Annotated in this window: 14 protein-coding genes; 13 read left to right on the plus strand and 1 reads right to left on the minus strand. The window is 73.2% G+C overall.

The genetic code is table 11. From position 1 onward, the window contains the following. Positions 1–82 precede the first annotated feature (82 nt). The 5 genes from ACR68M_RS20430 to ACR68M_RS20450 all read left to right on the plus strand — a co-directional run bounded on the left by ACR68M_RS20430 (position 83) and on the right by ACR68M_RS20450 (position 9632). Positions 83–2365, plus strand: coding sequence for a serine/threonine-protein kinase (locus ACR68M_RS20430; RefSeq protein WP_441245558.1), 2283 nt, complete (start codon positions 83–85; stop codon positions 2363–2365). A 174-nt stretch (positions 2366–2539) separates the two neighbouring features. Next, positions 2540–4171: a glycosyltransferase gene (locus ACR68M_RS20435; RefSeq protein ID WP_441245559.1), complete on the plus strand. Its 1632-nt coding sequence runs from the start codon at positions 2540–2542 to the stop codon at positions 4169–4171. 95 nt (positions 4172–4266) lie between these two features. After that, on the plus strand, positions 4267–7149 hold the full coding sequence (locus ACR68M_RS20440) for a bifunctional glycosyltransferase/CDP-glycerol:glycerophosphate glycerophosphotransferase (RefSeq protein WP_441245560.1): 2883 nt from the start codon (positions 4267–4269) through the stop codon (positions 7147–7149). Further along, positions 7146–8288, plus strand: a complete 1143-nt coding sequence (locus ACR68M_RS20445) for a glycosyltransferase (RefSeq protein WP_441245561.1) — start codon at positions 7146–7148, stop codon at positions 8286–8288. Before ACR68M_RS20440 ends, ACR68M_RS20445 begins: the two co-directional genes overlap by 4 nt. Positions 8289–8561: 273 nt before the next feature. Continuing rightward, positions 8562–9632, plus strand: a complete 1071-nt coding sequence (locus ACR68M_RS20450) for a S1C family serine protease (protein WP_441251661.1) — start codon at positions 8562–8564, stop codon at positions 9630–9632. 146 nt (positions 9633–9778) lie between these two features. Here ACR68M_RS20450 and ACR68M_RS20455 read toward each other — a convergent pair whose 3' ends face one another. Next, on the minus strand, positions 9779–10984 hold the full coding sequence (locus ACR68M_RS20455) for a sensor histidine kinase (RefSeq protein WP_441245562.1): 1206 nt from the start codon (positions 10982–10984) through the stop codon (positions 9779–9781). A 358-nt stretch (positions 10985–11342) separates the two neighbouring features. On the opposite strand from ACR68M_RS20455, the gene ACR68M_RS20460 reads away from it, so the two are divergent. The 8 genes from ACR68M_RS20460 to ACR68M_RS20495 are packed head-to-tail and all read left to right on the plus strand — an operon-like array spanning position 11343 to position 17719. Continuing rightward, the gene (locus tag ACR68M_RS20460) at positions 11343–11738 is read left to right on the plus strand and encodes an NADH-quinone oxidoreductase subunit A (RefSeq protein ID WP_441245563.1); all 396 of its coding nucleotides are present in this window, start codon (positions 11343–11345) and stop codon (positions 11736–11738) included. After that, positions 11729–12352 (plus strand): NADH-quinone oxidoreductase subunit B, encoded by a 624-nt coding sequence (locus tag ACR68M_RS20465; RefSeq protein ID WP_441245564.1) that lies wholly within the window; start codon positions 11729–11731, stop codon positions 12350–12352. The genes ACR68M_RS20460 and ACR68M_RS20465 overlap by 10 nt, the downstream gene beginning before the upstream one ends. Further along, entirely contained in the window at positions 12349–13221 is an 873-nt protein-coding gene (locus ACR68M_RS20470; RefSeq protein WP_441245565.1) for an NADH-quinone oxidoreductase subunit C, read from the plus strand. Before ACR68M_RS20465 ends, ACR68M_RS20470 begins: the two co-directional genes overlap by 4 nt. Positions 13222–13223: 2 nt before the next feature. Then, on the plus strand, positions 13224–14177 hold the full coding sequence (gene nuoH / locus ACR68M_RS20475; protein ID WP_441251662.1) for an NADH-quinone oxidoreductase subunit NuoH: 954 nt from the start codon (positions 13224–13226) through the stop codon (positions 14175–14177). Continuing rightward, positions 14177–14740 carry a NuoI/complex I 23 kDa subunit family protein gene (locus ACR68M_RS20480; protein ID WP_441245566.1) on the plus strand — a complete coding sequence of 188 codons (564 nt, stop codon included), beginning with the start codon at positions 14177–14179 and terminating at the stop codon, positions 14738–14740. Before nuoH ends, ACR68M_RS20480 begins: the two co-directional genes overlap by 1 nt. Continuing rightward, complete coding sequence (locus ACR68M_RS20485; protein WP_441245567.1) at positions 14737–15399, plus strand: NADH-quinone oxidoreductase subunit J family protein; 663 nt, start codon at positions 14737–14739, stop codon at positions 15397–15399. The genes ACR68M_RS20480 and ACR68M_RS20485 overlap by 4 nt, the downstream gene beginning before the upstream one ends. Positions 15400–15404: 5 nt before the next feature. Beyond that, complete coding sequence (nuoK, locus tag ACR68M_RS20490) at positions 15405–15758, plus strand: NADH-quinone oxidoreductase subunit NuoK (protein ID WP_441245568.1); 354 nt, start codon at positions 15405–15407, stop codon at positions 15756–15758. Then, a complete protein-coding gene (locus ACR68M_RS20495; protein ID WP_441245569.1) occupies positions 15755–17719 on the plus strand; it encodes an NADH-quinone oxidoreductase subunit 5 family protein in 1965 nt (654 codons plus the stop codon). The genes nuoK and ACR68M_RS20495 overlap by 4 nt, the downstream gene beginning before the upstream one ends. Positions 17720–17757: the final 38 nt, after the last annotated feature.

Raw genomic sequence — 17757 nt, forward strand, 5'->3', positions numbered from 1 at the left:
TTGGAGAATCGGGGCGGCCACACCCGCTCAGGGTGGCGGCTCCGCCCGGAAGACGGCGGCGCGACGGGGAGGTGGCAGCGGAGTGGACCAGCTGACGGCGCACGATCCGCGCAGGATCGGGCCCTTCGAGGTGCTGGGGCGGCTCGGCGCGGGCGGGATGGGGCTGGTCTACCTGGCGAGGTCGGCCTCCGGCCGCCGGGTGGCGATCAAGACCGTCCGGGGGGAGCTGGCCGAGGACGAGCTGTTCCGCGTCCGCTTCGCCCGGGAGATCGCCGCGGCCAAGACGGTCGGCGGGTTCTACACCGCGGCCGTGGTGGACGCCGACGCCGACGCCCGGGTGCCCTGGCTGGCGACGGCGTACGTGCCCGCGCCCTCGCTGGAGGACCTCGTCACCGAGTGCGGGCCGCTGCCCGCCGGGGCGGTGCGCTGGCTGATCGCCGGGATCGCCGAGGCCCTGCAGTCCATCCACGCGGCGGGGCTGGTGCACCGTGACCTCAAGCCCTCCAACGTGCTGGTGGTGGAGGACGGTCCGCGCGTGATCGACTTCGGGATCGCCGCCGGGGTCTCCAGCTCCCGGCTGACGATGACCAACGTCGCGGTCGGCACCCCCGCCTACATGTCGCCCGAGCAGGCCAAGGACAGTCGCAGCGTCACCGGCGCCAGCGACGTCTTCTCGCTCGGCTCGCTGCTGGTCTTCTGCGCCACCGGCCACGCGCCGTACCACGGGGCGAACCCGGTCGAGACGGTCTTTCAGCTGCTGCGGGACCAGCCCGACCTCTCCGGGCTGCCGGTGGAGCTGGTCGACCTCGTCCGGGCCTGCATGCGGCCCGCGCCCGAGCACCGGCCGACGCCCGCTCAGATCCAGTCCGAGCTGGCGCCGCACCTCTTCTCCCGGGACGACGCCTCCGGCGAGGCGGGGGACTGGCTGCCGCCCAGCGCGCTGGACCTGATCGAGCGCAGACGGGCCCGCCGCCCGCTGCTGCCCCAGCCCCCGGCACCCGCTCCCGCCCCGGCGGCTGTGCCCGTACCGGCGCCCGCGCCCGCCCCACGGCCGGTGGCGGCGCCGCCCAGGCCCGAGCACGGCGGGGCGCTCGACGCCGAGGCGGCGACCGAGAAGCTGGCCGGCCGTCGGCAGGTGCCCGAGCCGAGCGCGGCGGAGGTGCGGCTGCCCGGCCCGGTCCGGATAGGGCCGGGGCCCCGGGCCGAGCTCACGGGCGGCCCGGACGCGGCCCCGGCGGCCACCGACTGGGTGCGCAGGGTCACCCCGGCACCGGCCCAGCGTTGGCGGCCCTGGCGGTTCCGGATGTCGAACGACGTCTGGGGCACCCCCGTGGTCGCCGACGGCACGCTCTTCGTCTCCAGCTTCGAGGTGCACGCCCTCGACATCGGCTCCGGCCAGCGCCGGTACAAGACCCGGGACGTCGCCTGGGCCCTGGCCGTCGACTCCGGCCGGGTGCACGCCGCCGACGGCCCGCATCTCTACACCGTGGACGTCGCCGACGGCACCGAGCGCTGGCGGACCTCCCTCGACGGCTGGGTGTACGCCCTGGACGCCGCCGAGGGGGTGCTCTGCTGCGGCACCCGGGGCGGCGGCGTCCAGCTGCGCTCGGCCGCCAGCGGCGCCGAGCTGTGGCGGGCCGACGACGCCCAGCAGGACTACGAGAACCCGCAGTCCGGCCCGGCCCTGGTGGCGGGGGCGGCGTACTACTACGGCGGCGGGCGGCTGCGCTGCGTCGACCCGCGCGGCGGCGGGCTGCGCTGGACCTTCGCCGTCGGCGAGGACGTGCCGTCCCGCCCGGTCGAGCGGGCGGGCGTGCTGTTCGTCACGGCCGGCCACCGGGTCTACGCGCTGGACGCGGCGACGGGCACCGAGCGCTGGCGCTTCGAGGCGGCGGTGGTGCTCTTCACTCCGCCCGCGCTGGACGGTACGGCGGTCTACGTCGCCGACTACCTCGGCACCGTCTACGCCCTGGACGCCGCCACCGGCCGGGACCGCTGGCGCGGCCGCACCGGCAGCCGCCAGGGCGCCGAGCCGGTGATCGTCGCCGGCGGCGCCGCACTGGTGGCGGCGGGCGACACGCTGCACGCCTTCGACACCGTCTCCGGCCGTGAGCGCTGGCGCTACACCGCCCGGGGCGAGATCGTCGGCTCGCCGGCGGTCGGCGACGGCCTGGTGCACCTGGGCAGCCGCGACCACTCGCTGCACACCCTCGACCTGACCACCGGCCGCCTGCGCTGGGAGCTGGGCACCAAGGGCGAGCTGACCGGTTCCCCGGTCGCGGTGGGCGGCCGGGTCTTCGTGGGCAGCAAGGACCGCTGTGTGTACGCGTTGGACGCGTTCTACGGCACGGCGGTGCCCACGTAGCGGCCGGTGGGAGGCAGGCCCGAGCCACCCGGCTGAAACGCCCGATAATCGGACAGGTGAGACGAAGGGTGGTTATCGGGCGCCCGGCAATTCCGGTCCGGTACGATCGCAGACGGCTTGCCGGGCCTTCAGCCTGGCGGTAGCACGGATGGAATGAGGGGGCAGGGTCAACGGATGACCGGCAGCACCCTCGGTACCCCCAGTGCGTCGGCGCAGGTCAGCGTCGTGGTGATCGTCCACAACGACGAGCGGCTGATCACCCAGGCGGTCCGCTCGGCCCTCGGCCAGGGCGACGTCGTCGGTGAGGTGATCGTCGTCGACGACGCCTCCACGGACGCCACCCCCGAGCGGCTGGCCCGCCTCGCCGCCGAGGACGACCGCGTCCGGGTGATCACCCGCACCGAGAACAGCGGCGGCTGCGGCACCCCCCGCAACGAGGGCCTCGCCGCCGCCCGAACCCCGTACGTGATGCTCCTCGACAGCGACGACGTGCTGCCGCCGGAGGCCGTCCGCAGCCTGCTGGAGACGGCCCTCGCCGAGCGGGCCGACGTGGTCGCCGGGGTCTGCGTCCGCCGCGAACTCCCCGCCGGGACGGACACCCCCTGGCAGCGCGACCTCTTCCCCGCCGCCGGTGCGCCGCCGCGCCGGTACGAGGGCATCCGGGGCTGCCCCGCCTTCCTGCGCGACACCCTCAGCGTCAACAAGCTCTACGACCGGGCCTTCCTCGACCGGCACCAGGTCCGCTTCGCCGAGGGCGCGGTGCACTACGAGGACTTCGTCTTCACCGCCCGCCTCTACGCGGCCCGGCCCACCCTGGTCGCGATCGGCGAGACGGTCTACCTCTGGCACGTCCGCCGCGAGGCCGGCAGACAGTCGATCTCGCTGCGCCGGGACGAGATCCGCAACTGGCAGGACCGGGTCGACGCGCACGCCGAGGTCGTCCGGCTGCTCGCCGAGGCGGGGGAGCCCGGCCTGGCCACCGCCGCGCAGGCCAAGTTCGTCGACCACGACCTGCGGATGTACGTCCGTGAACTGCGCCACAAGCCCGCCGCCTACCGGGCCGAGTGGTGGCCGATCGCCCGCGCCCACCTGGCCGGCTTCGAGCCCGCCGCGTTCGCCGCCGCGACCCCCGCCGGGCGCTGGGTCGCCGACCTGCTGCTGGCCCGCCCCGAGGCCGTCCGGGGCCGCGAACTCGCCCGGCTCGGCGAACTCGCCGCCAACCCGCCCCGGCTCGCCCCGCCGTACACCACCGACGCCGAGGGCCGCCCGACCCTCGCCGAGGGCGTGCCGCTGTCCGGGCTCACCGAGCTGCCGCCCGCCCGGCTGCCGCTCGCCGCCGACGGCGCCGTCCGGCTCGGCCGGTTCTGCCGCATCAGCCTGCGGCTGCACGACCCGTACGGGCTGGTCTCCGCCGCCGGGCCGATCAACGCCCAGCTGGAGCTGCGCACCCGGGTCGGCCCGCCGCTCGGCATCCACCGCGCCGTCACCCTCGCCCCGCACCCCGAGAGCGGCTGGACGGCCGCCGCCACCGTCGACGCCTTCGAACTCCGCGACGTCGGCGAGATGACCTCCTGGGCCCTCCGCCTCACCCTCGGCTACCCGGACGGCACCCGCGCCACGACCGCCCTGCGCGCCCCCGCCCCCGGCAAGCACCACTCCGTCGTCTTCCGCCCCCCGGCCCGCTTCGCCCTCGTCCAGTCCTACGAGACCAACAACGGCGAACTCGGCCTCCGGGTCGCCGACGGCATCCGGGGCGGCTGGGAGGTCGTCCGTGCCCGCCTGCGGCGCGCCGTCGCCAGGCGCTGAGCCGCACCCCCCGTGACCGGCGGATTACGTGTGTTCACCCCGATAGGTGGCAGAATCTCGTAGATTGCCCGGTCGACAGCAAGGACCCTCGCTCCATGCCCTCCAGCCAGCAGACTCCGCTGGTCAGCGTCATCGTCATCGTCTACAACGACGCGGCCCGGCTGCCCAGGGCGGTCAGCTCGGTGCTCGGGCAGTCGCTGCGCGGGGTCGAGATCCTGATCGTCGACGACTGCAGTACGGACGACAGCTTCGCCGTCGCGCAGCGGCTCGCCGCCGAACACCCCGACCGGGTCCGGGCGTTGCGCCTGCCGGAGAACAGCGGCGGCTGCGGTGCGCCCCGCAACCACGGGATCGCCGAGGCCCGGGGCGAGTACGTGATGTTCCTGGACAGCGACGACGAGCTGGACGGCCACGCCTGCCGCAACCTCTACGAGGCCGGGCAGCGGACGGGCGCCGAGCTGGTGTCGGGGCTGAGCGTGCGGCGGCACCTGGGCAGCAGGCACGGCAAGACCGACGCCTGGTACCCGTGGATCTACCGGCGGACCCGCACCCTCGACTCGATCACCGAGCTGCCAGACCTGCTGGTCTGGGACACCCTCTCGACCAACAAGGCGTACCGGCGGGAGTTCCTGACCCGCAGCGGGCTGCAGTTTCCCGTCGGCATCCTCTACGAGGACCTGCTCTTCTCCTCCCAGGCGTACCTGGCAGCCGAGCGGATCACGCTGATCCCGAACCGGGTCTACTGGTGGGACGTCGCCCCGCCCGCCAAGGGCGAGCGCTCGCTGAGCAACCGGCGGCACGAGATCCGGAACTTCACCGACCGGCTGGAGATCCACCGCCGGATCGACGCGATGCTGGCCGACCGGGGCATGGTCGAGCTGAAGTACTGCAAGGACGTGAAGTTCCTCAAGCACGACCTGGTGCTGCACCTGCGCGACCTGCCGTTCCTCCCCGAGGACTTCCGCGCCGAGTTCGCCGGGCACGCCCGCGCCTACCTGGCCGGGCTCGACCCGGAGGCGGTCGCCGAGACGCCGGCGATCCAGCGGATCTGCGCCTACCTGCTGGCCCGGGACGACTGGGCGCACCTGCTGCCCGCGATCGACACCCTGATCAACCGGGACAAGCTCGCCAGCCCGCTGACCGAGCGGGACGGCCGGGTCTACTGGTGCGAGCAGCACCTCGACGACCCGGAGGGCCGCCGCGTCCTCGACGTCACCGACGCCGGGTACCACGCGAAGGCGCTCGGAAAGCTGTTCCTCCGCAACCAGCTCACCGGCTACGCCCTCGGCCCGTACGGGGTCGAGCTCTCGGGCCGGGTGGTCAACCCGCTGGGCCGCATCCCGGCGGGCGCGAAGCTCGCCGCCAAGCTGGAGTTCACCGCCCGCCGGGGCGGGCTGCAGACCTTCACCTTCCCCGTCGCCGAGGTGCGGCACGACGGCGACGGCATCCGCTGGCGCGGCCGGGCCGACCTCGCGCGCAGACTGCGCCCGCTGGGAGTGGTCGACGGGGTGTGGGACGTTCGGCTGGTGCTCACCGCCGACGGGATGCGGACAGTCAGCCGGCTGACCGTCGGCGGGTACGACCTCTCCGGCGCCACCGCCTCGCCCGTCCGGCCCCGGCTCACCCGGCTCACCGGCGACCGCCTCCGCCCGGCGCGCTCCGACCGCGACCACCTCACCTTCGAGCTCGCCGCCGAGGGCGCCCCCGCCCGCCGGGGCAGCGACCTGATCGAGCGCGCCGTCCGGGGCGAGGCCGGTGCCGTCGCCAACGCCGCCGCCGAGCGGGCCCGCCGCACGGTGCGCGGCGCGCTCAAGCTGAAGCGGCAGCTGGCCGGCGGGGACACCAAGCTGAAGGTGTATCACCAGGCGCTCCAGAAACTGCCGGTGATCAAGGGGCAGGTCGTCTTCGAGAGCCACCAGGGCAAGCAGTACAGCGACAACCCCCGGGCCGTGTACGAGGAGCTGGTGCGGCGCGGCGCGCCGATGAAGGCCGTCTGGTCGCACGCGGGCAGCTCCGAGGGCTTCCCCTCCGGCGCCACCCTGGTGAAGCGCTGGTCCTGGGAGTACCTGCGGGCGCTCGCCCAGGCCGAGTACTGGGTCGACAACCAGGGGTACCCGTACCGGCTGCGCAAGCGGCCCGAGACGACGTACATCCAGACCTGGCACGGCTCGGCGCTCAAGAAGATGGGCTACGACCTGGCCTCGCTCAAGCGGCAGAGCCCGGCGCAGCAGGCCGAGTACCAGGCCGGGCTGGACCGCTTCGACCACTTCGTCGTCCGCTCCGAGCACGACGTCCGCACGCTCGCCCCGGCGTACCGGATCGAGGAGCGGCAGCTGCTGCGCACCGGGTACCCGCGCAACGACGTGCTGGTGCGGGAGGGGGCGGTGAAGGACCGTCAGCTCGCGGGCGAGCTCGGCATCGACCTGGACAGGCCCGTGGTGCTCTACGCGCCGACCTTCCGCTCCGACGCGGGCGGTTCGGTGCAGCCGTTCGAGCTGCCCTTCGACGTGGAGCGGTTCGCCGAGCGGTTCGGTGACCGGCTCACGCTGCTGGTGCGCTGCCACTACCTCGACAAGGTCGTGCTGCCGCCCTCGGTGCGCGGCCGGGTGGTCGACGTCTCGGAGGTGCAGGAGGTCACGCCGCTCTACCTGCTGGCGGACGCGCTGGTCACCGACTACTCCTCCCTGATGTTCGACTACGCCCTGCTGGACCGGCCGATGCTCTTCTTCGCCTACGACTGGGAGGAGTACGCCGAATCGACCCGGGGCACCTACTTCGACCTGCTGGCGGAGGCCCCCGGGCCGGTGCTGCGGCAGGCCGACGAGCTGTTCGCGGCGCTGGAGGACCTGGACGGCGTCGGCAAGGAGTACGCGGAGCAGCGGCGCCGGTTCGTCGCGGAGTACGGCGAGTACGACCGGGGGGACGCGGCGGCGCGGATCGCCGATCTGATGTTCGGTGACAGGGAGCTCGGGCAGTGAACCGCGACATCTTCATCGTCAGCAACAGCGTGGACGAGCTGGGCGGCGTCTCCAGCTGGTCGCACCGGATGGCCGGGCTGCTGACCGGCCGGGGCCACCGGGTGCAGCTGATCGGCATCACGCCGGCCGTGCTGCACCGCGACTTCGGCGACGACCTGCCGTACGGCATGACGACCCTCTACGACGGGCACCCGGCGCAGGCCTGGACGCCGAAGCTGCCCTGGCAGCGGCTGGACGGCCGGGCCCGGCGGCGCGAGGCGGCGCGGCTCGCGGACGCGCGGGCGGCGGCCGGGCGGATGAGCGAGCTGTTCCGGGCCGCTCGGCCGGGGGCGGTGGTGATCGTCACCCAGGTCTGGGCGATGGAGTGGGTGGCGCTGGCCGACCTGAAGGGGCTCCAGGTGATCGGGATGAGCCACGAGTCCTTCGAGACCTGCCGGGCCTCCTCGCGCTTCGGCCGGGTCAAGCGCCACTACGCGGACGTCGACCGGCTCGTCGTGCTCACCGACGAGGACGCCGACGCCTGGATCCGGGAGGGGATGAACAGCACCTGCGGCATCCCGAACCCGCTGCCCTTCGAGGTGCTCCCGGCGGCGGCCCCCGCCGACCGGACGGTGGTCAGCATCGGGCGGCTGGCCCAGGAGAAGGGCTACGACCTGCTGCTGGAGTCGTGGGCCGAGGCGGTCGACCGGCGGCCGGGGTGGCGGCTGCGGATCTTCGGGCTCGGCGAGGAGGAGGCGGCGCTGCGGGCGCAGTGCACGGCGCTCGGGCTGGACGACTCGGTGGAGTTCGCGGGCCGCACGGACGACGTGCCGGGGGCGCTCGCCGGGGCGGCGGTCTTCGCGCTCTCCTCGCGCGGCGAGGGCTTCCCGATCTCGCTGATGGAGGCGATGGCCTGCGGCGTGCCGTGCGTGGCCTTCGACTGCGCTCCGGGAGTCCGGGAGATCATCCGGGACGGGGTGGACGGGCTGCTCGCGCCGACCGGCAGCACGACGGCGCTGGCCCAGCGGCTCGGGCGGCTGATGGACGACCAGGAGCTGCGGGAGGCGATGGGGGAGCGCGGGCGCCAGGCGATCGGCCGCTTCTCGCCGGAGCGGGTGACGGCGCGCTGGGAGGAGCTGTTCGACCTGCTCGACGCGTAGCCCTTGCGGGTGCCGCCGCTGGGGTTGCAGCCGCTGGGGTCGGGCGACTGCGTGTCGGGCTGCAAAATCGGACATAAAGGTGAAATGCTGACAAAGTCCGGCCCCCTGCCTCGCTTTGAGGCACCATCCCCTCGGGCCGGACCGCCGCGCAGCACGGAACCGGAGGCAGCCCAGGTGCACCCCAAGAAGGAACCCACCCGCCCGATCCCCGCCGGCCCCCGGCCGACCGGCCCCAGGCTGCTGGTCACCGGACTGGTGCTCGCCCTGGCCGGGCTGGTGGTGACCGGCTGCACCAGCAACTCGTCCTCGTCCTCCTCCTCGGCGGCCAGCTCCTCCGCGTCCTCCTCCGCGTCCTCCTCCGCGTCCTCGTCCTCGTCCGCCTCGTCCGCCTCGGCAAGCTCGGCGGCTGCGCCGAGCAGCAGCAACCAGCTGCAGGACGACTACGAGCGGGTGATCGCCAACGTCCTGCCGTCGGTGGTGCAGATCACCACGGCCTCCGGGCTCGGCTCGGGCATCGTCTACGACACCAAGGGCAACATCGTCACCAACGCCCACGTCGTCGGCAGTGCCACCAACTTCACCGTCACGCTGGCCAACAGCGCCAAGCCGCTGGACGCCACCCTGGTCGGCAGCTACCCGGAGTCGGACCTCGCGGTGATCCGGCTCAGCAGCCCGCCGAGCGGCCTCAAGCCGGCCGCCTTCGGCGACAGCAACAGAGTCGCCGTCGGGCAGATCACGCTGGCGATGGGAAGCCCGCTCGGGCTCTCCTCCAGCGTGACCCAGGGCATCGTCTCGGCCACCGGCCGGACGGTCTCCGAGCCCAAGGGCGGCGACTCGCCGGGCGCCACCATCGGCAACATGGTGCAGACCTCCGCCGCGATCAACCCCGGTAACAGCGGCGGCGCCCTCGTCAACCTCTCCAACCAGGTGATCGGCATCAACACCCTCGCCGCCGTCGACCAGGACATGAACGGCAGCGCCGCACCCGGGATCGGCTTCGCCATCCCCGCCGCGACCATCACCAGCATCGCCGACCAGCTGATCAAGGACGGCAAGGTCAGCAACTCGGGCCGGGCGGCACTCGGCATCACCGGCCGCACGTACTTCAGCTCCGACTTCCAGCCCTCGGGCGCCGTCATCGTGAGCGTCACCTCCGGCGGCGCGGCGGCCTCGGCGGGCCTGCAGGCCGGCGACGTGATCACCAAGCTGGGCGACACCCAGATCACCACCCTCAGCTCGCTCACCACCGCACTCGCGGCCCTCCAGCCGGGCAGCAAGGTCACCGTCACCTACCAGCGCGACGGCCAGACCCAGACCGCCGACGTCACCCTCGGCACGCTGTAGGCAGCAGCGGCGCACCGCCCCGAGAGCACGACCCCCGCGAGCACGACCCCCAAGAGCACGACATCTGAGACCCCGGGCCCGGCGGCCCCACCGCGCAAGGACAGCGGGCCGCCGGGCCCGGCCATGAGCCGGTCGGGAGCGCCGGGCTACCTTCGGGCGGTGCGGGTGCGCCAGGGCAGCTCGACGGTGACGGTGGTCGGGCCGCCCTCCGGGCTGTCGACCAGGAGGACGCCGTCCACCGCGCCGACCCGCTCGGCCAGCCCGGCCAGGCCGCTGCCCGGGTAGGCGGCGGCGCCGCCCCGGCCGTCGTCGCGGACCAACAGCATCAGCCGGTCCGACGCCCGCCAGGCCTCCACCACGGCACTGCGAGCGCCGGAGTGCTTGGACACATTCGTCAGCAGCTCGCTGACGGTGAAGTACGCGATGCCCTCCACCGCCGAGTCGGGCCGCTCCACGACGCCGCCCGGCCCGGTCAGCTCGACCTGCACCTGCACGCCGCCCGGCACCGTGCAGCGGGCGGCGACCGCCGAGAGCGCCGCGTCGAGCCCGCGGTCCGTCAGGACGGCTGGGTGGATGCCCCGGGCCAGATCGCGCAGCTCCTGGAGGGCGAGCTTCACCTCGCCGTGGGCGGCGCCCACCATCTTGGCCGCGACCTCGACGCTCTCGGGGGACTGGTTCTCGTTGAGCCGCTCCTTCGCCAGCCCGAGATCCATCGAGAGGGCGACCAGCCGGGCCTGCGCGCCGTCGTGCAGATCCCGCTCGATCCGCCGCAGGTCGGCGGCGGCGGTGTCGACCACCGCACCCCGGTCGTCCTCCAGCTCCCGGACCCGCTCGGCGAGCGCCGTCGGGCAGACCAGGCTCGCCACCAGCATCCGGTCGAGGGTGGCCAGGAAGCCCACCGCCCACGGCAGGACCGGCCAGCCGACTATCAGCAGCACCAGCGTCAGTACGAAGCTGAGGATGCCCCACGGCAGCATCACCACGCAGTAGAGCACCGACCGCCAGCTCAACCCGTCCGTCAGCCCGGCGATCACCCACCCGGCGACCCCCGGCCGATTCGGGGCCACCGGGCCGGGCTCGGCCACCTCGATGCCCAGCCCGACCCGGGCGCGGCGCCGGGCCAGCCCCCCGAAGGCCCGGCAGCCGGCCAGCCCGGCGGCGAGCAGCGGCAGCCCGACCACCGTCACCGAGAGCGCGAGGCCGATGCTCAGCAGGGTGACGGCGAAGACGAACCCGACGATGCCGACCGGCAGGTTGACCAGCAGGTGCTGCACCTGACGCCAGAGCCGTGCCCCGTAGAGGGGAGGCCGGGCCGGGCCTGCTCCGTCCTTCGTACCGTGCGCCGTCTCCATCGCCTGCACCCCGCTGTCTCCCGAACCGAACCGAAACGAACCTGACGATCTGTGTCCTTGTTGTGCCCAAGCATCCCCGGTGCCCGGGGTGACCGGCCATGGTGGTGATACGTGTCTTGGGAGGGGGGTTATCCCCACCTCACCGTGGGCACTGAGGCCGGAGCGGCTTCCGGGGCGCGGTGTCCACGGACTGTCTTGCGGGCCGAACAGGGTGCAGGCGGACTTCAGCGCTGCACTTAGACTCACGCCTGAGCCATGGTTATGGATGTGTAAAGAAACGCACTGAAACCCACCCGACGGGGTGGGACCTGGTCGTCCGACGTACCGCGATGTGGAGGCGAAGGCATTGGAGAGGCAGTTGGCCGCTGCCGACCCCGCAGTGGGCAGTGGCTACTTCGACGCGTATGCGGCGGTGGGCCTGCTGCTCGTCGTCGGCGTGCTCTTCATCGTGGTGTCGTTCACCGCGAACCGCCTGCTCAGGCCGGTGGTGTACTCCCCCGAGAAGCTGCTCACCTACGAGTGCGGCGTCGACCCGGTGGGCGAGGGCTGGGCGCACACCCAGGTCCGCTACTACGTCTACGCCTTCCTCTACGTGATCTTCGCGGTGGACGCGATCTACCTCTTCCCGTGGGCGACGGTCTTCGCCGCCGCCGGGTTCGGGATGGCCACGCTGGTGGAGATGTTCATCTTCATCGGCTTCCTCGCGGTCGGGCTGCTCTACGCCTGGAAGAAGGGCGTTCTGGAATGGACGTGACACACTCGCACGGCTCCGGCGGACCGGTCTCCCTCGGGATCCCGGACCCGGGACGCCCCGGTGCCGAGGTCGGAACCAGCCGGATCGGCCCGCTCGCCCGCCTCACGCCCGACCCGGTGAAGGTCGTCCTCAACTGGGGGCGCCGCTACAGCCTCTGGTGCTTCAACTTCGGCCTCGCCTGCTGCGCGATCGAGTTCATCGCCGCGTCGATGGCCAAGCACGACTTCATCCGGATGGGTGTCATCCCGTTCGCCCCGGGCCCCCGCCAGGCCGACCTGATGATCGTCTCGGGCACCGTGACCGACAAGATGGCCCCGGCCGTCAAGCGGCTCTACGAGCAGATGCCCGAGCCGAAGTACGTGATCTCCTTCGGCGCCTGCTCCAACTCCGGCGGGCCCTACTGGGACTCGTACTCCGTCACCAAGGGCGTCGACCAGATCATCCCCGTCGACGTCTACGTGCCCGGCTGCCCGCCCCGGCCCGAGGCGCTGCTCCAGGGCATCCTCAAGCTCCAGGAGAAGATCGCGACCGAGTCGCTGCCCGCCCGCTACGCCGCACCCGCCTCCGCCCTGCGCCGCCCGCTGGTCGCCGGCCCCGAGGGGAGAGCCAAGTGACCCCAGAGGAGACCGCCGCCGCGATCGGCGAGTGGGCCACCGCCGCCGAGGCGTACGAGCTGCTCACCGTCGACGTGCCCGCCGAGCACTGGGTCGAGGCGCTCACCACCGCCCGGGACGCCCTCGGCCTGCGCTACTTCGACTGGCTGAGCGCGGTCGACGAGCTGGCCGACGGCTTCTCCGTCGCGGCCCACCTCGCCGAGCTCCGCGCCCCCGGGGTGCGGCACCTGCTGCTGCGCACCCGAGTCCCGCGAGAGAAGGCCGCCCTGGCGAGCGCCGTCGGCGTGTACGCCGGAGCGGGCTGGCACGAGCGCGAGACGCACGAGATGTTCGGCATCGACTTCACCGGGCACCCGCACCTGATCACCCTGCTGCTGCCGGACGGCTTCGAGGGCCACCCGCTGCGCAAGGAGTTCGTGCTGGCCGCCCGAGTCGCCAAGGACTGGCCCGGCGCCAAGGAGCCCGGCGAGAGCCACGACGGCGGCGGCCCCGCCCGGCGCAAGATGCAGCCGCCCGGAGTGCCCGACCCGAACGAGTGGGGCCCGCTCAAGGGCACCCTCCCGCCGGTCGCCGAACGCCCCGCCCGCGCAGCCCGTACCCCGCGCGCAGCCGCGCCCGGCGCGGCAGCCGCCGGGGCCGGACCCGCAGCAGCGCCCGCAACCGAGGGCGCCGCACCGCGCCCGCGCCGCACCCGCAGCATCGAGGACGGCTCGGTCAGCCAGGCCCCGGCCGAGCCCCGCCCGGCCCCGGCGCGGACGCAGTCCACGGACGCCCCCTGGCACAACCCCACCCCGGCCGGCCCGGTCGAGCCCGCTGCTGACACCCCGGTCGAGAACCCGCAGAACGTCGAGAACGGAGACGGCGCGTGAACCTGCTGGACACGCTGCTGCGCTGCGTCGGCGCACTGGTCGTCTTCCTCACCTTCCCGCTGATCATCGGTCAGACCGAGCACAAGGTGATGGCCCACATGCAGGGCCGCCTCGGCCCGATGTACGCGGGCGGCTTCCACGGGTGGGCGCAGCTCGTCGCCGACGGTGTGAAGTTCGTGCAGAAGGAGGAGATCGTCCCGGCCGACGCGGACCGCAAGGTCTTCCGGCTGGCCCCGGTGGTCGCCCTCCTGCCGTACCTGATCGTGCTGATCGCGATCCCGATCGGGCCCGGCGGGTTCGTCGGGCAGGCCGTGGACGCGGGGATCTTCTTCGTGCTGGCCGTGATGGGCATCGGCGTGCTCGGCTCGCTGATGGCCGGGTGGGCCTCCGCCAACAAGTTCTCGCTGCTCGGCGGTCTGCGGACGGCCGCCCAGCTGATGTCGTACGAGCTGCCGATGCTGCTCTCCGCGGCTTCGGTGGCGATGGCGGCGGGCACCCTCTCGCTGCCCGGCATCGTGGACTCGTTCCACTGGTGGTGGATCCCGTGGCAGGCGATCGGCGCGTTCGTGTTCTTCACGGCCGGGCTGGCCGAGCTGCAGCGGCCGCCGTTCGACATGCCGATCGCCGACTCGGAGATCATCTTCGGCGCGTACACCGAGTACAGCGGCCTGCGCTTCGCGTTCTTCCTGCTCTCCGAGTACGCGGGCATCCTGGTGGTCTCCGCGCTGACGGCGGTGCTCTTCCTCGGCGGCTGGCACGGGCCCTTCCACGACCAGCTCGGCTGGCTGTGGACGATCGTCAAGACCTTCGCACTTGCCTTCGTGGTGATCTGGCTCCGGGTCACCTACCCCCGGCTGCGCGAGGACCAGCTGATGCGCTTCGCGTGGACGGGCCTGATCCCGCTCTCGCTCCTCCAGCTCGCCCTCACCGGCATCGTCAAGGTGGCGATCTCCTAATGGCACCCCTGAACATCCCCGGTTCCGGCCTGGCCAAGGGCCTCGCCGTCACGCTGCGGACGATGGTGAAGAAGACCGTCACCGCGCAGTACCCCGATGTGCAGCCGCACCTGCCTCCGCGTACGCGCGGCGTGATCGCGCTGCTGGAGGAGAACTGCACCGTCTGCATGCTCTGCGCCCGCGAGTGCCCGGACTGGTGCATCTACATCGACTCCCACAAGGAGACGCTGCCCGCCGCCGACCCGAACGCCCGCGCCCGCACCCGTAACGTGCTGGACCGCTTCGCCATCGACTTCTCGCTCTGCATGTACTGCGGGATCTGCATCGAGGTGTGCCCCTTCGACGCGCTGTTCTGGTCACCCGAGTTCGAGTACGCGGAGACCGACATCCTGGAGCTCACGCACGAGCGCGACAAGCTCCGCGAGTGGATGTGGACGGTGCCCGCGCCGCCCGCGCTCGACCCGGGGGCCGAGGAGCCCAAGGAGATCGCCGCCGCCCGCAAGGCAGCGGAGAAGCTCATCGCGGCGGCCGCTGCTCCGGCACCTGAGGGGGACGCCCAGTGAACCCCGCCCTGCTCGCGGCCGGCTCGCTCGACCCGGCGGCCCGCTCCTTCCTCTCCCCGACCGGGGCGGAGATCATCTTCGTGCTGGTCGGCCTCGCAGTGCTCGGCTCCGCGCTGATCGCCGTGAGCACCAAGCAACTGGTGCACGCCGCGCTCTGGCTGGTCGTCGCGCTCGGCGGGCTGGCCGTCGAGTTCCTGCTGCTCACCGCCGAGTTCATCGCCTGGGTGCAGGTGCTGATCTACCTCGGCTCGGTGGTCGTCCTGGTGCTCTTCGGGCTGATGCTCACCAAGGCGCCGATCGGCCGCTCACCGGATGCCGACTCCGGCAACCGCTGGGTCGCGCTCGGGGTGGCACTGGCCGCCGCCGCGACCCTCGTCACCCTCGTCGTGGACGCCTTCCGCACCTCCTGGATCGACCTCGGTGCGGGCGGTGGCAGCGCCGCCGTGACCGGCCAGTACCTCTTCCGGCACTGGGTGCTGCCCTTCGAGGCGCTCTCCGTCCTGCTGCTGGCCGCCCTGGTCGGGGCGATCGTGCTCACCCGGACGAAGGGCGAGCGCCCCTCGAAGCCCCGGCCCGGCAAGCTGCGCGTCGGCAAGCCGGTCGGCACCGCCTCCCAGCCGGTGAGCGCCGGCACCGCGACCCCGCCGCAGGAGAGCTGACGCCGATGCACCTCGCCTACCCGACCGTCCTCGCCGCGCTGCTGTTCAGCATCGGCGTGTACGGCGTGCTCGCCCGGCGCAACGTCGTCCTGGTGCTGATGTCCGTCGAGCTGATGCTCAACGCCGTCAACCTCAACCTCGTCGCCTTCGACGCCTGGCTGCGCGATTCGCTGCACGCCGGACAGGCGCTCACCCTCTTCACCATCACCGTCGCCGCCGCCGAGATCGGCCTCGGGCTGGCCATCGTGCTGCTGGTCTTCCGGACCAGGGGCACGGCCGACATCGACCGCATCACGGCGCTCGGTGACCCGGCCGAGGCCGACGAGGACGCCGCCACGACCGAAGAGGCCGTCGCATGAACCTCGCCCTCCCCGCACTCGTCCCCGCCCTGCCCGCGCTCGGCGCGGCGGCCACCCTCGCCACCGGCAGGCGGGCCCCACGGCTGGCCCGGCCGCTGGCGATCCTCCCGGTCGCGGCCTCTGCCGTGCTCGCCCTGGTCGTCGCCCTCCAGCTCGGCACCGGCCAGGCCCTGGACGCCGCCACCCGGCTCACCCCGACCGGCGGCCCCGACATCTCGCTCGCCATCCACCTGGACGGCTTCAGCTCGCTGATCTCCGTCCTGGTCGGCCTGGTCGCCACCTGCGTGCAGGTCTACTCCACGGCCTATCTCAAGGACGACCCGCGCTACCCCTCGTACGCGGCGCTGGTCTCGCTCTTCACGGCCGCGATGTTCCTGGTCGTCTACTCGGGCGACCTGATCGTGCTGCTGACCGGCTGGGAGATCATGGGCATCTGCTCGTACTTCCTGATCGGGCACCACTGGGAGACGGCCGACGCCCGCTCCGCCTCGCTCAAGGCCTTCCTCGTCACCAAGCTCGGCGACGTGCCGTTCCTCTTCGGCATCTTCCTGCTCGGCGCCGACGCCAAGAGCTTCCGGATCACCGACGTGCTGACCGCCGCCACCGACGGGCGGCTCGGCCACCCGACGCTGATCGCGCTGCTGCTGCTCGCCGGTGTGGCCGGGAAGAGCGCGCAGTTCCCGCTGCACACCTGGCTCCCCGACGCGATGGCCGGCCCGACGCCGGTCTCCGCGCTGATCCACGCGGCCACCATGGTCGCGGCCGGCATCTACCTCGTCGCCCGGCTGCTGCCGGTCTTCCTGCTCTCCGGCGCCGCGCTGGTGGTGCTCTCGGTGATGGCCGCCGTGACGATGGTCGGCTCGTCGCTCTGCGCGCTCGCCCAGGACGACCTCAAGCGGGTGCTCGCCTACTCGACCGTCGGCCAGCTGGGCTACATGGCCGGCGCACTGGCCAGCGGCGACCGCGAGGCGGCCGTCTTCCACCTGGTCAGCCACGGTGCGTTCAAGGCGCTGCTCTTCCTCACCGCCGGTGTGATCATCCACGCCGCGCACACCAACTCGCTCTCCGCGATGTCCCGGATGCCGGACCTGCGAAAGCGCGTCCCGGACGCCTACTGGACGATGGGCATCGGCCTGATCGCCCTGGTCGGCCTCCCGCCGTTCGCCGGGTTCTTCAGCAAGGAGGCGGTGCTCACCGCCGCCGAGCACGCCGCCAACGGCGAGGCGCTCACCAACGGCCTCGGCCCCGCCTCGGCCGTGCCTGCGGCCGCCGGGTGGATCGTCCTGGTCTCCGCCGCAACCACCGCCCTGCTCACCGCCGCGTACGCGACCCGCCTCTGGCTGATCGCCTTCCACGGCCGGGCCACCGCAGCCCCTGCGGCCACCACAGCCGCTGCACCGGACGCGCCGTACTCGCCCGAGATCGACGAGGTCGACCCGGCGCACGCCGAGCCCGCAGCGATGCGCTGGCCGCTCTGGGTGCTCGCCGTCCCGAGCATCGGCCTCGGCGTCTGGGGCCTGCGCACCGACTGGCTGCCCGCGCTGCTGGACGGCGGCTCGCTGCGTCCCTCCGCCGGGACGGCCGTGATCGGCACCGGGCTCGCCGTGGCGGGCGTGCTGATCGCGTACGCCGCCTGGCGCTCCGCCGCCGCCCGCTCCGCCACGGCCGAGGCGGACCCGGGCCGCACCCTGCTCGGGCCGCTCTTCCGGCCCGCCCAGCACGGCTTCTTCGTCGACCGCCTCTACAGCGCGCTCTTCGTCCGGCCGGTGGCCGCCGCCGCCCAGCTCGTCCGCTTCCTCGACCGCGAGGTCGTCGAGACGTACGTCCGGGGCAGCGGCGCCGGGGCCAACCTGCTCGGCTGGGCCGTCCGCCGGGCGCAGAACGGCAACGCGCAGCTCTACCTGAGCGCCCTGCTCGCCGGGGTCGTCGTGCTCACCGTCCTGGTGGCGGTCGGCTCATGACCTCCCCCCGCCTCGTCCCGCCGACCGCCGCACCTTGG

The organism is Kitasatospora sp. McL0602 (assembly GCF_052076145.1).
Classification (GTDB): Bacteria; Actinomycetota; Actinomycetes; order Streptomycetales; family Streptomycetaceae; genus Kitasatospora.

Bases quoted from the DNA above. Each gene is read 5' to 3' on its own strand.
- ACR68M_RS20465 (WP_441245564.1), top strand. From the start codon at position 11,729: ATGGACGTGACACACTCGCACGGCTCCGGCGGACCGGTCTCCCTCGGG.
- ACR68M_RS20455 (WP_441245562.1), bottom strand. From the start codon at position 10,984: ATGGAGACGGCGCACGGTACGAAGGACGGAGCAGGCCCGGCCCGGCCT.
- nuoK (WP_441245568.1), top strand. From the start codon at position 15,405: ATGCACCTCGCCTACCCGACCGTCCTCGCCGCGCTGCTGTTCAGCATC.
- ACR68M_RS20440 (WP_441245560.1), top strand. From the start codon at position 4,267: ATGCCCTCCAGCCAGCAGACTCCGCTGGTCAGCGTCATCGTCATCGTC.
- ACR68M_RS20495 (WP_441245569.1), top strand. From the start codon at position 15,755: ATGAACCTCGCCCTCCCCGCACTCGTCCCCGCCCTGCCCGCGCTCGGC.
- ACR68M_RS20480 (WP_441245566.1), top strand. From the start codon at position 14,177: ATGGCACCCCTGAACATCCCCGGTTCCGGCCTGGCCAAGGGCCTCGCC.
- ACR68M_RS20435 (WP_441245559.1), top strand. From the start codon at position 2,540: ATGACCGGCAGCACCCTCGGTACCCCCAGTGCGTCGGCGCAGGTCAGC.